We start from the raw sequence: 12,261 nt of genomic DNA on the forward strand, positions 1-12,261 counted from the left end.
TTGGAAGGGTGTCTGGCCGCGTTCAGCGCAGCGCGTGAAAGTTGTTGCCCAAGGAACCGGGGGCCGCGCCACCGGCCTTGCGGCTGTATTTCTGCCGGGCCGAGATCAGCACAAGAACGATGATCGTGGCAAGATAGGGCGCCATCGACAACAGCTGGACGGGCACGTCAACCTCGGCCGCCTGCAGGCGCAGCTGCAGGACGGTGACGCCGCCGAACAGCCATGCGCCGGCTAGCACGCCAAAGGCCGTCCAGCTGGAAAAGACCACGATGGCAAGCGCGATCCAGCCCGCGCCTGCGGTCATGCCCTCGGTCCATTGCAGGACTGTGGCGATGCTGATGAAGGCGCCGCCGATGCCTGCCATTGCCCCGCCAAAGGCGATGGCTGCGGTGCGGGTCAGCCGGACGTCATAGCCAAGCGCGTGGGCGGCCTCGTGGTTTTCGCCGACCGCGCGCAGGATCAGCCCGCGGCGGGTGCGGTTCAGGAACCACCAGATGACCGGCACCATCAGCAGCCCCAGCCAGACGATCCAGTTGATGCCCAAGGGGCCGCCGGGCATGGGCGGGGCCTTCACTCCCTCGAAGGGTTTGCCGAACATGGCGGCAAGGCCCAGCCCGAACAGGGTCAGCGACAGACCTGATGCCACCTGATTGGCCAGGAACACCTGCGTCAGAACGGTGTACAGCAACGATATCGCCGCCCCCGCCAATGCTGCCACCGCAAAGCCGACGAAGGGATTGCCGCTGGCATAGGCGGCGGCGAAACCGGCCAGCGCACCGGTGATCATCATCCCCTCGACCCCAAGGTTCAGGATGCCCGCGCGTTCGGCGATCAATTCACCAAGGGCCGCGAACAGGATCGGCGTGGAAGCCGACAGCAGCAGCAGGAAGACCGAAAGCGGATCGATCATGACTTGCCCCTTCCCTGAATGCGGAACCGGGTCAGCACATCAAAACCCAGCAGGAAGAACAGCAGCATGCCTTGGAACACCTGCACGGTGGCTGCGGGAAGCTGCATGGTCAGCTGCGCCAGTTCGCCGCCGATATAGGTCAGCGCCAGCAGCAGCCCGGCCAGCAGGATGCCGACCGGATGCAGGCGGCCAAGGAAGGCCACGATAATGGCGGTGAAGCCGTATCCGGTGCCCAGCTTGTCGGTGATCTGACCGGCCGGGCCCGCGACCTCGAACAGGCCCGCCATGCCCGCCAGCGCGCCGGACAGGCCAAGGCTGAAGGCCACCAGCGTGGCGGGGCTGACACCGGCAAAGCGCGCGGCACGGGGGGCGGAGCCTGCCGCGCGGATGTGGAAACCGCGAATGTGGCGGCTGACCAGCACCCATGTCACCAGAACGGCGACGGCGGCGGCCACGACGCCCCAATGCGCGCCGGTGCCTGCGATCAGTTCGGGATTGGATGCCGATGGATATTGCTGCAGGTTGCGCGACCCCGGAAAACCAAAGCCTTCGGGGTTTTTCATCGGCCCGAAGGCCATCCATGCGGCGACACGTTGTGCGACATAGACCAGCATCAGCGACACCAGAATTTCCGATGCGCCGAACCAGTTGCGCAGCAGGGCGGGGATCATGCCCCACGCCCAGCCACCGGCCGCCCCCGCAATGACCATGGCGGGGAAGATCCACGCACCTTCGGCAGGATAGGCGGCCAGCGCCACCGCGCCGCCGGTCAGCCCGCCGATGATGTATTGCCCCTCGGCGCCGATGTTCCAGATGCCGGCGCGAAAGCCGATCGCCAGACCCGAGGCGATCAGGATCAGCGGCGCGGCCTTGACCAGCAGCTGCGGTCGGGAATAAGCGGCGGCTGGTCCGAACAGCGGGTCCCAGAAGATGGTGCGGATGGCGGTCACGGGGTCATACCCCATGATCGCGAACAGGATGCCGCCCGCGATCATCGTGGCCAGAACCGCCATGACGGGCGTTGCGATCTGCCAGAAGGTCGATGCGGTGCTGCGCGGAACAAGCTGGATCATAGCGCGGCTTCCTGCATGCCATGCGTGCCGCCCAGCATCAGGCCGATCTGGTCCAGCGTCAGCCCCTCGGTGGGCTGGGGTTCGGAAAGGCGGCCTTCGTTCAGGGCGCAGAATTGGTCGGAAAGTTCCAAAAGCTCGTCCAGGTCCTGAGAGATGACGATGACACCCGCCCCCTGCCGCGCCAGATCCAGCAGCGACTGCCGCACGAAGGCGGCGGCACTGGCATCGACGCCCCAGGTGGGCTGGTTGACGACCAGAACGCGGGGGTCCTGCAGGACCTCGCGCCCGATCACGAATTTCTGCAGGTTGCCGCCCGACAGGGCACGTGCCGCGACATGGGGGCCGGGGGTGCGGACATCGAACCCGGCAATGACGGTTTCGGCAAAGCTGCGCGCGGCGCGGTGGTCGATCATGCCGTTCCGGACCAGACCCTTGCGGGCCCCTGCGGTCAGCAGCGTGTTTTCCGTCAGGCTGAAATCGGGGACGGCGGCATGGCCTAGGCGATCCTCGGGGGCGGTCAGCAGCCCGGCCTTGCGGCGCTGTTCGGGGGGCAGGTGAGACAGGTCGGCCCCGTCCAGCGTGATGGTGCCGGGGCGAGCGCGGACCTCGCCCGTCAGGGCGGCCAGCAATTCCTCCTGGCCGTTGCCCGCCACGCCGCCGATCCCCAGGATCTGTCCGGCGCGCAGGTCCAGCGACACCGATTTCAGCGCCGTCCCTTCGGTATTGGGGGCGGGCAGCGACAGGTCGCGGACGGTCAGCAGCACGTCGCCCGCTTGACGCCCCGTGCGGTCGATATCGCGCATCTCGCCTCCGACCATCATCGCGGCCAGTTCGCGGGCCGAATGGGCGCGGGGATCGCAGCTGTCGACCACGCGGCCATGACGCAGGATGGTGGCGCAATCGCAATGGGTGCGGATCTCGTCCAGCTTGTGGCTGATATAGAGGATTGCGGTACCTTGGGCGGCCAGCTTGCGCAGGGTGGCGAACAGCAGCTCGGCCTCTTGCGGGGTCAGGACGCTGGTGGGTTCATCCATGATCAGCAGGCGGGGGTTCTGCAGCAGGCAGCGGATGATTTCCACCCGCTGACGTTCGCCTGCCGACAGGGTGACGATGCGGCGGGCGGGGTTCAGTGGCAGGCCGAAATCATGGCTGACCTTGGTGATGCGGGCGGCCAGTTCGCGCCGCGGGGGCGGGTTCTCCATGCCCAGCGCGATGTTTTCGGCCACGGTCAGGGCGTCAAACAGGCTGAAATGCTGAAAAACCATCGCCACGCCCTCCGCACGCGCGGCACGCGGATCGGCTGGCGTATGGGGCGCGCCCATCAGCGACATCTGCCCCTGATCGGGTCGCACGAGGCCATAGATCATCTTGACCAGCGTCGATTTGCCCGCCCCATTTTCACCCAGCAGCGCGTGGATCTGCCCCGCATCGACCTGAAAGGACACGTCGTCATTGGCGCGGACGCCGGGATAGGACTTGCCGATCCCCTCGGCGCGAAAGACGGCGGTACTGTTCAAATTTCGTCCCCTTGGTCAAAACCTGCCCTGCTTAGACCGCAAATCCCCGTCAGGGCAATTGCACTGTTTGGACAGGCTGAGATACTGTCCTGATTATGGCCGCAAATTCCCCCCAATTCATCCATCTTCGCACACATTCCGAGCATTCGTTGCTGGAAGGTGCGATCCCTGTAGGCAAACTGCCCGCTTTGGCGGCAGATGCCGGTATGCCCGCCGTGGCGCTGACGGACAGCAACAACATGTTCGCCGCACTGGAATTCAGCGTGAAGGCGCAGGACAAGGGCGTGCAGCCCATCGTCGGCTGTCAGGTGACCCTGCAGGGGGATGCCACCGGCCCCGTGGTTCTGCTGGCGCAAAATCAGGCGGGCTGGCTGAACCTGATGTCGCTGTCGTCCTGCCTGTACCTGCGCGAAGGCGGGGCGCTGCCGCATGTCACGGTCGAGGAGCTGTGCGACCGGTCCGAAGGCCTGATCTGTCTGACCGGCGGCGCGACCGGCCCATTGGGTCTGCTGATCGCGCAGGGGCAGGCGGATAAGGCGAATGCGCTGGCCGACCGGCTGGCCAAGGCCTTTCCAACGCGGCTCTATGTCGAATTGCAGCGCCATCCCGGTGACAACGGGCAGTTGATGCTGGCCGAGGCCGCATCCGAGGCCGGTCTGATCGAACTGGCCTATGCGCGCGATCTGCCGCTGGTGGCCACGAATGACGTCTATTTCCCGAAATCCACCATGTACGAGGCGCATGACGCGCTGATCTGCATCGCCGAAAAAGCCTATGTCGACCAGTCCCAGCCTCGTCGCCGCCTGACGCCACAGCATCACTTCAAGACGCCGCAGGAAATGGCGGTGCTGTTCGCCGATCTGCCCGAGGCGATCGAGAATACCGTCGAAATCGCCCGCCGCTGCGCCTTCGCCGTCGCCCGCCACGCGCCGATCCTGCCGAAATTCGCCGATGACGAGGTGACCGAACTGCGCCGTCAGGCGCGTGAGGGCCTCGAAGCGCGGCTGAAGGTCATCCCCCATGCCGTCAGCGTCGAGGATTACCACGCAAGGCTGGATTTCGAACTGGGCATCATCGAGCAGATGGGCTTCCCCGGCTATTTCCTGATCGTGGCCGACTTCATCGGCTGGGCCAAGGATCAGGGCATTCCCGTCGGTCCGGGCCGAGGGTCGGGCGCCGGGTCGCTGGTGGCCTATGCGCTGACCATCACCGACCTTGATCCGCTGCGCTACAGCCTGCTGTTCGAACGCTTCCTGAACCCCGAACGCGTCAGCATGCCCGACTTCGATATCGACTTCTGCATGGACCGTCGCGAAGAGGTGATCCGCTATGTGCAGAAGAAATACGGGGCCGATAAGGTCGGGCAGATCATCACCTTTGGCGCGCTGCTGTCCAAGGCGGCTGTCCGTGACGTTGGTCGCGTGCTGCAACTGCCGTTCGGGCAGGTGGATCGCCTGTCCAAGATGATCCCGGTGGAAGGCGTCAAGCCGGTCAGCATCACCAAGGCCCGCGCCGACGAACCCCGCCTGCGCGAAGCCGCCAAGGAAGAGGTCGTCGCCCGTCTGCTGGATTATGCCGAGCAGCTGGAGGGTCTGTACCGCAACGCATCCACCCATGCGGCGGGTGTGGTAATCGGGGACAGGCCGCTGGACCGGCTGGTGCCGTTGTATCGCGACCCCGCGTCCGACATGCCCGCGACCCAGTTCAACATGAAGTGGGTGGAACAGGCCGGTCTGGTCAAGTTCGACTTCCTGGGTCTGAAGACCCTGACCGTCATCCAGAATGCCGTCGATCTGATCAACGGGGGCGGACGTCCCCTGCATGTCGCCGCCGATGGCCGTCAGCTGTATGAACCCACGCCGGGGACGGAAAACCAGATCAACCTGATCCCGCTGGACGACAAGGTCAGCTATGACCTGTTCGCATCCGCCCGCACGGTCGCGGTGTTCCAGGTGGAATCCAGCGGCATGATGGACGCGCTGCGGCGCATGAAACCCACCTGTATCGAGGATATCGTCGCCCTTGTGGCGCTGTATCGCCCCGGTCCGATGGAAAACATTCCGGTCTATTGCGACGTGAAGAACGGCGCGCGGGATCTGGAATTGGTCCATCCGACCATCGACCATATTCTGGCCGAAACGCAGGGCATCATCGTCTATCAGGAACAGGTGATGCAGATCGCGCAGGTCATGGCCGGTTACAGCCTTGGCGGCGCCGACCTGTTGCGCCGCGCCATGGGTAAAAAGATCGCCGCCGAGATGGCGAAGGAACGCCCGAAGTTTGTCAAAGGCAGCATCGAAAACAAGGTGCCGGAGAAGAAGGCCGGTGAGGTTTTCGACCTGCTGGAGAAATTCGCCAACTATGGCTTCAACAAATCGCACGCGGCGGCCTATGCGGTCGTCAGCTATCAGACGGCATGGCTGAAGGCGAACCATCCGGTCGAATTCATGGCCGCGGTGATGAACTGCGATATCCATCTGACCGACAAGCTGGCCGTCTATAAGCGCGAATGCGACCGGATGGGCATCGAGATCGTCCCCCCCTGCGTCAGCCGATCCGCGCCCACCTTTACGGTCAAGGAAGGCCGTATCCACTATGCGCTGGGCGCGCTGAAGGGCGTGGGCCTCGAGGCGATGAAGCTGATTGAAACCGCGCGGGGCGATGAACCCTTCCGCGACCTATTCGATTTTGCCCGGCGCGTGGACATGAAGCGCGTCGGCAAGCGCCCGCTGGAGATGCTGGCCCGCGCCGGTGCCTTTGACCTGCTGGACGACAACCGCGCCCGGGTGATGAAATCGCTAGACGGGCTGGTGGCATGGTCGGCGGCGGTGCAGGAACAGGCGAACTCGAACCAGACATCCCTGTTCGGCGGGGGTGAGGATCTGCCGCCGCCACGCGCGCCCATCGCCGGCATCTGGCTGCCCGCCGAGAAGCTGGGTGAAGAACATAAGGCCGTCGGGTTCTACCTGTCGGGCCATCCGCTGGACGATTACCTGCCCGCCCTGCGCCGCAAAAAGGTCCAGACCCTGGCCGAGATCAGCCAGGAGGCCCTTGGCGGCCCGATGGTCGCCCAGATCGCCGGCACCGTGGCCGCGCGCATGGAACGCAAATCCGCCAAGGGCACGCAATACGCCTTCGTCAGCCTGTCGGATCCCACGGGTCTTTACGAGGTCACGGTGTTTTCCGACCTGCTGAATGCATCGCGTGATCGGTTGGAACCAGGGCAGAACGTGGTCCTGCAGGTCAAGGTCGAACCCTCGGGCGATCAGGTCAAGATGCTGGCCAATTCCGTGACCGCGCTGGAAGACGCGGTGGCGGATGCGGGCGCGGGCTGCCTTGCCGTCGAAATGCAGGGGGCCGACACCATCCCCCGTCTGGCCGAGGTCTTGGGCCGCATCCGCAGCGACATCATCGTGCCCTCGCGGTCGCGCGGCCCCGTTCGCCTGCGCCTGCGCGAAGGCGATGAGGTCATCGAGATCGAGATCGCCAATGACGCCCCCCTGACCACTCCCGCCCGCCAAGCCCTGCGCGCCGTCCCCGGCGTCCTGGACGTGCTGGAGGAATAGCGCCTTGGCGGATGTTCGCGCTTCGTGCTAGTCATAAGAAAAAAGGGGGCAGTATGAAGGTCTTGGGCATCGATCCCGGTCTGCGCAACATGGGCTGGGGGATCATCCAGGTGGACGGGTCCCGCATCCGGCATGTCGCCAATGGTACGATTCATTCGGACGGCGATCAGGATCTGGGGTCCAGACTGTCGGTGCTGTTCCGGGGGCTCTGCGCCGTTATCGCCACCCATCAGCCCGATGAGGCGGCGGTCGAACAGACCTTCGTCAACAAGGATGCCACCGGCACGCTGAAGCTGGGACAGGCGCGCGGCGTCGCCCTGCTGGCCCCGGCCGAGGCCGGCATCACCGTCGGCGAATATGCTCCGAATGCGGTCAAGAAAACGGTCGTCGGCGTGGGCCACGCGGCCAAGGAACAGGTGCAGCACATGGTGCGCGTTCAGCTGGCGGGGGTGCAGTTCGAAAGCGCCGATGCGGCAGACGCGCTGGCCATTGCCATCTGTCACGCCCGCCACCTTCAAAGCCGCACGTTGCGCGTGGCGCAGCCCAAGCGGGGCGCGGCATGATCGGACGCATCGCAGGCGTCATCATCCACCGCGCGCAGGATCACGTGCTGATCGACGTGCGGGGCGTAGGTTACATCGTGCATGTCAGCGAACGGACGGGTGCGGGGCTGCCTCCGGTCGGGCAGGCGGCGGCGCTCTATACCGAGCTGGTCGTGCGCGAGGATCTGCTGCAGCTGTTCGGCTTCACCACCATGCTGGAGAAGGAATGGCACCGGCTGCTGACCAGCGTGCAGGGCGTGGGGGCCAAGGTCTCGCTGGCCATTCTTGGCACGCTTGGTCCGGAAGGTCTGGGCCGCGCGATAGCGCTTGGCGATTGGGCATCCGTTCGCAAGGCCAACGGAGTAGGGCCGAAGCTGGCGCAGCGGATCGTGCTGGAACTGAAGGATAAGGCGCCCTCGGTGATGGCCTTGGGCGGCAGCTTCACGGTCGATGCCGGCGCGCAGATGGCGGGCGGGGGTGCGGACGAGCCGGGCATCGAGCCCGGCGCGTCCGCCGCCTTGGCGCCGGGGTCGATCCCCGGCGACAAGGCGCGCCCGGCCACCGACGGTGCGCATTCGGGGCAGGCGATGGCGGACGCGCTGTCGGCGCTGACGAACCTGGGCTATGGTCCCTCGGAGGCGGCGGGCGCTGTGGCCGAGGCGCAGGCGCGGGAACCGGGCGCCACCATGCAGGCGTTGATCCGCGCGGCGCTGAAGGCCTTGGCGCCCAAGGACTGATCCGAAGGAAATGCAGAATGGCAGGTAACGCGAAGGTCTTCTTGCTGATGGCTGCCATGACCGCGCTGGTCATGGCCCTTGGCTGGATGATGGGTGGGCAGGGGGGCGTGATCATCGCCTTTCTGATCGCGGGCGGCATGAACTTCTTTGGCTATTGGAACAGCGACAAGATGGTTCTGCGCCAGCAGGGCGCGGTCGAATTGTCACCCCATCAGGGTGCCAAGATCCACGCCATGACGGCGCGCCTTGCCGAACGTGCGGGCCTGCCGATGCCCAAGCTGTATCTGCTGCCGACCGAACAGCCCAACGCCTTTGCCACCGGTCGCAATCCGGCAAATGCCGCCGTGGCGGTGACGCAGGGGCTGGTCAACACGCTGACCCCGGACGAACTGGCCGGCGTCATCGCGCATGAACTGGCCCATATCAAACACCGCGACACGCTGACCATGACCATCACCGCGACGATGGCCGGTGCCATTGCGATGATGGGGAACATGATGATCTTCACCCGCCGCGACGACCGGGGTGGGATGCTGGGGTCGATTGCCGCCATGATCCTTGCGCCTTTGGCCGCGACGATGGTTCAGATGGCCGTATCGCGCGCCCGCGAATACGAAGCCGACAAGACCGGCGCTGAAATCTGCGGCCAGCCGCGGGCCTTGGCATCGGCTTTGCAGCGGATCGCGGGGGCTGCGGGGCGCACGGTGAATATGCCTGCCGAACAGAACCCAGCAGCGGCATCCATGTTCATCATCAACCCGCTGGCCGGTCTGCGGATGGACAAGCTGTTCACCACGCACCCCCCGACCGAGGAACGCATCGCCCGTCTGATGGCGATGCGTGCGGCACCTGAACCAGCCACGCCCACACGCATCCCCCGCAGCGGCCAAGGCCGCAGCCAAGGGCCTTGGAGCCATTGATGACCCAGCCCGACCCCGATCTGCGCCCCGAAAAGCTGGATGGCGATGCCGAAGACCGTGCCCTTCGCCCTCAGAACCTGTCGGAATTCGTCGGTCAGGCCGAGGCGCGCGCCAACCTGCGGGTCTTCATTGAAAGCGCGAAGATGCGCGGCAAGGCTATGGATCACACGCTGTTCTTCGGCCCTCCGGGTCTGGGCAAGACCACGCTTGCACAGATCATGGCGCGCGAACTGGGTGTAAACTTCCGCATGACCTCGGGTCCGGTGATCGCGCGGGCGGGGGATCTGGCGGCGATCCTGACCAATCTGGAATCGCGCGATGTTCTGTTCATCGACGAAATTCACCGCATGAACCCTGCGGTGGAAGAAGTCCTCTATCCCGCAATGGAGGATTTCGAGCTGGACTTGGTGATCGGCGAAGGCCCCGCCGCCCGTACGGTGCGCATCGAATTGCAGCCCTTCACGCTGGTCGGCGCGACGACGCGGCTTGGCCTGCTGACGACGCCTCTGCGCGACCGTTTCGGCATTCCCACCCGTCTGCAGTTCTATGAGATCGGCGAATTGGACCTGATCGTCCAGCGTGGGGCGCGGATGATGGGGATCAGCGCCGAACCCGAAGGCACGATGGAGATCGCCCGCCGCGCCCGTGGCACTCCACGCATCGCAGGCCGTCTGCTGCGCCGTGTCGTCGATTTCGCGCTGGTCGAGGGCAATGGTCGCCTGACCCGCGACATCGCCGACATGGCGCTGAACCGGCTTGGCGTCGATGATCTGGGTCTGGACGGCGCCGACCGCCGCTATCTGACGTTGATGGCGCAGCATTATGGCGGGGGGCCGGTGGGGGTCGAGACGCTGTCGGCGGCGCTGTCGGAAAGTCGCGACGCGATCGAGGAAGTGATCGAGCCTTACCTGCTGCAACAGGGTCTGATCGCCCGCACGCCGCGTGGGCGTCAGCTGGCGGCACGGGCATGGCGGCATCTGGGGCTGGACATGCCGACGCCCCCCGGTCAGGCAACGCTGTTCCCCGGCTAAGCCCGATTGCGCAAGCGGGCTCAGCGCCTTAGCCTGCGGGGCATGAGCCATGACATCACCCTCCGCGTCTATTACGAGGATACCGACCTTGCCGGTATCGTCTATTATGCCAACTATCTGAAATTCATCGAACGGGGCCGCAGCGAATGGCTGCGGACCTTGGGCATCGACCAGCTGGCGATGCAGCAGACCACCGGCCATGTCTTCGCCGTCCGGCGGGTCGAGGCGGATTACCTGCGTCCCGCCCGTTTCGATGATCTGCTGACGGTCGTGACCGATCTGGCGCAGGGCAGCCCCGCGCGGGTGGTGGTGGATCAAAAGGTCATGCGCGGTGACGAAACCCTGTTCACCGCCCGCGTCACCATCGCCTGTCTGGACGCCAAGGGCCGGCCCGTGCGTCTGCCAGCCGATCTGGCGGCGGCACTGCGCGGATGACGCGCCGCATCGCCATGTGGTCGGGGCCGCGGAACCTCTCGACGGCGATGATGCGCAGCTTTGGGGCGCGCGGCGATTGCGCCTGTGTCGATGAACCGTTCTATGCGCATTATCTGGTGCAGACGGGCCTGCCGCACCCGATGCGCGAACAGGTCATCGCCAGCCAGCAGGCAGACTGGCGCAATGTCCTGCCGGTGCTGACCACCGGCGGCGCGGCACCGCTGCAATATCAAAAGCATATGGTCCAGCACATGCTGCCTGATATGGATCTGGGCTGGACCGACAAGGTCACCAATGTCTTTCTGATTCGCGAACCCGAACGGGTGGTTGCATCTTTTGCGCAGAAACGCGGGCTGCCCGATCCGGCGGAACTGGGCTTCGACCGTCAATGGCAGATGTTCCGACAGATGTCCGCAAGCGGCCCGGGCCCCGTGGTGATCGACAGCGCCGATATCCGCCGCGACCCTGAGCGTGCATTGCGGGCGCTTTGTGCGGTGATCGGCATCGAATTCACCCCCGCCATGCTGGCATGGACCCCCGGTCCCCACCCCGAGGACGGCGTCTGGGGCGCGGTCTGGTACGATGCGGTCAACGCCTCGACCGGGTTCGGCGGACCCGAAGGCCCGCTGCCCGAACTGACCGGTGAACTGGCTGCACTGGCCGATGCGCTGCGCCCGTCCTATCGCGCGATTGCGGCATATCGGCTGCGGATTGCATAAAAGTGACGCCATTGTGTTGCGCCGGGGGCTGAAACAGTTGCTAGGAACGCGGTAAAAGATGCGCAACAGCAGGCTGCGACACGCAGCCGTCGATCCTTGATGATAAGGCAGTGATTATGGAACCCATTCAGGCCGCTGAGGCCCTAGATTTCTCGGCAATGGCGTTGTTCTTTCGCGCGTCCCTGACGGTTCAGGTGGTCATGATCATCCTGATCGTGGCCTCGTTCTGGGCATGGGCGATCATCGTCCAGAAGTTCATGGTCTTTGCCCGCGCCCGTACCGAAGCCAGCCGTTTCGACCGCGCTTTCTGGTCCGGAGAGCCCTTGGACGATCTTTACGACCGCCTTGGCGACCGGCCCAAGGGCGCATCCGAACGCATCTTCGCCGCCGGCATGACCGAATGGCGCCGCAGCCACCGCGATGACGGTCGCCTGATCCCTGGCGGCATCAGCCGCATCGACCGCGCCATGAACGTCGCCATCCAGCGCGAGGAGCAGCGCCTGTTCCGCGGGTTATCCTTCCTGGCCACCGTGGGGTCGACCGCGCCCTTCATCGGTCTGTTCGGCACAGTCTGGGGCATCAAGACCGCCTTCGAGGGAATCGCATTGTCGCAGGATACCAGCTTGGCCGTCGTGGCGCCGGGCATCGCCGAGGCGTTGCTGGCCACCGCCTTGGGCCTGGTCGCGGCCATTCCTGCCGTGGTCTTCTACAACAAGCTGTCGGGCGACGCGGAACGCATCACCGGCGGGTGGGAGGCGTTCTCGGACGAATTCTCGACGCTGCTGTCGCGCCAAATGGACGAGGCGTAAGT

The 12,261-nt window shown here is 65.3% G+C and carries 11 protein-coding genes; 8 read left to right on the top strand and 3 right to left on the bottom strand.

Features of this window, described 5'->3' with window-relative positions:
- Positions 1 to 22: 22 nt before the first annotated feature.
- The 3 genes from SJY40_RS02115 to SJY40_RS02125 are packed head-to-tail and all read right to left on the bottom strand — an operon-like array spanning position 23 to position 3,500.
- Complete coding sequence (locus SJY40_RS02115; RefSeq protein WP_378942173.1) at positions 23 to 910, bottom strand: ABC transporter permease; 888 nt, start codon at positions 908 to 910, stop codon at positions 23 to 25.
- Entirely contained in the window at positions 907 to 1,983 is a 1,077-nt protein-coding gene (locus SJY40_RS02120; RefSeq protein ID WP_378942175.1) for an ABC transporter permease, read from the bottom strand. Before SJY40_RS02120 ends, SJY40_RS02115 begins: the two co-directional genes overlap by 4 nt.
- Entirely contained in the window at positions 1,980 to 3,500 is a 1,521-nt protein-coding gene (locus SJY40_RS02125; protein ID WP_378942178.1) for an ABC transporter ATP-binding protein, read from the bottom strand. The genes SJY40_RS02120 and SJY40_RS02125 overlap by 4 nt, the downstream gene beginning before the upstream one ends.
- A gap of 95 nt (positions 3,501 to 3,595) precedes the next feature.
- Between SJY40_RS02125 and dnaE the strand changes: the two genes are divergently transcribed.
- The 8 genes from dnaE (at position 3,596) to tolQ (ending at position 12,259) form a co-directional block, all read left to right on the top strand.
- Positions 3,596 to 7,066 (top strand): DNA polymerase III subunit alpha, encoded by a 3,471-nt coding sequence (dnaE, locus tag SJY40_RS02130; RefSeq protein ID WP_378942180.1) that lies wholly within the window; start codon positions 3,596 to 3,598, stop codon positions 7,064 to 7,066.
- A gap of 53 nt (positions 7,067 to 7,119) precedes the next feature.
- Positions 7,120 to 7,629: a crossover junction endodeoxyribonuclease RuvC gene (gene ruvC / locus SJY40_RS02135; RefSeq protein ID WP_378942183.1), complete on the top strand. Its 510-nt coding sequence runs from the start codon at positions 7,120 to 7,122 to the stop codon at positions 7,627 to 7,629.
- On the top strand, positions 7,626 to 8,345 hold the full coding sequence (gene ruvA / locus SJY40_RS02140; RefSeq protein WP_378942185.1) for a Holliday junction branch migration protein RuvA: 720 nt from the start codon (positions 7,626 to 7,628) through the stop codon (positions 8,343 to 8,345). Before ruvC ends, ruvA begins: the two co-directional genes overlap by 4 nt.
- Positions 8,346 to 8,362: 17 nt before the next feature.
- The gene (locus SJY40_RS02145; protein ID WP_378942188.1) at positions 8,363 to 9,265 is read left to right on the top strand and encodes a M48 family metalloprotease; all 903 of its coding nucleotides are present in this window, start codon (positions 8,363 to 8,365) and stop codon (positions 9,263 to 9,265) included.
- Positions 9,265 to 10,296, top strand: coding sequence for a Holliday junction branch migration DNA helicase RuvB (ruvB, locus tag SJY40_RS02150; protein WP_378942191.1), 1,032 nt, complete (start codon positions 9,265 to 9,267; stop codon positions 10,294 to 10,296). Before SJY40_RS02145 ends, ruvB begins: the two co-directional genes overlap by 1 nt.
- A 42-nt stretch (positions 10,297 to 10,338) precedes the next feature.
- Complete coding sequence (gene ybgC, locus SJY40_RS02155; protein WP_378942193.1) at positions 10,339 to 10,731, top strand: tol-pal system-associated acyl-CoA thioesterase; 393 nt, start codon at positions 10,339 to 10,341, stop codon at positions 10,729 to 10,731.
- Positions 10,728 to 11,450, top strand: coding sequence for an HAD family hydrolase (locus SJY40_RS02160; RefSeq protein ID WP_378942196.1), 723 nt, complete (start codon positions 10,728 to 10,730; stop codon positions 11,448 to 11,450). The genes ybgC and SJY40_RS02160 overlap by 4 nt, the downstream gene beginning before the upstream one ends.
- A gap of 116 nt (positions 11,451 to 11,566) precedes the next feature.
- Positions 11,567 to 12,259, top strand: coding sequence for a protein TolQ (gene tolQ / locus SJY40_RS02165; RefSeq protein WP_378942198.1), 693 nt, complete (start codon positions 11,567 to 11,569; stop codon positions 12,257 to 12,259).
- Positions 12,260 to 12,261: the final 2 nt, after the last annotated feature.

It is taken from the genome of Paracoccus sp. R86501, assembly GCF_042466435.1.
Classification (GTDB): domain Bacteria; phylum Pseudomonadota; class Alphaproteobacteria; order Rhodobacterales; family Rhodobacteraceae; genus Paracoccus.

Coding starts and splice junctions, on each gene's coding strand:
- SJY40_RS02115 (WP_378942173.1), bottom strand. CDS start 910: ATGATCGATCCGCTTTCGGTCTTCCTGCTGCTGCTGTCGGCTTCCACG.
- tolQ (WP_378942198.1), top strand. CDS start 11,567: ATGGAACCCATTCAGGCCGCTGAGGCCCTAGATTTCTCGGCAATGGCG.
- ruvC (WP_378942183.1), top strand. CDS start 7,120: ATGAAGGTCTTGGGCATCGATCCCGGTCTGCGCAACATGGGCTGGGGG.
- ruvB (WP_378942191.1), top strand. CDS start 9,265: ATGACCCAGCCCGACCCCGATCTGCGCCCCGAAAAGCTGGATGGCGAT.
- SJY40_RS02120 (WP_378942175.1), bottom strand. CDS start 1,983: ATGATCCAGCTTGTTCCGCGCAGCACCGCATCGACCTTCTGGCAGATC.
- dnaE (WP_378942180.1), top strand. CDS start 3,596: ATGGCCGCAAATTCCCCCCAATTCATCCATCTTCGCACACATTCCGAG.
- SJY40_RS02145 (WP_378942188.1), top strand. CDS start 8,363: ATGGCAGGTAACGCGAAGGTCTTCTTGCTGATGGCTGCCATGACCGCG.
- ybgC (WP_378942193.1), top strand. CDS start 10,339: ATGAGCCATGACATCACCCTCCGCGTCTATTACGAGGATACCGACCTT.
- ruvA (WP_378942185.1), top strand. CDS start 7,626: ATGATCGGACGCATCGCAGGCGTCATCATCCACCGCGCGCAGGATCAC.
- SJY40_RS02160 (WP_378942196.1), top strand. CDS start 10,728: ATGACGCGCCGCATCGCCATGTGGTCGGGGCCGCGGAACCTCTCGACG.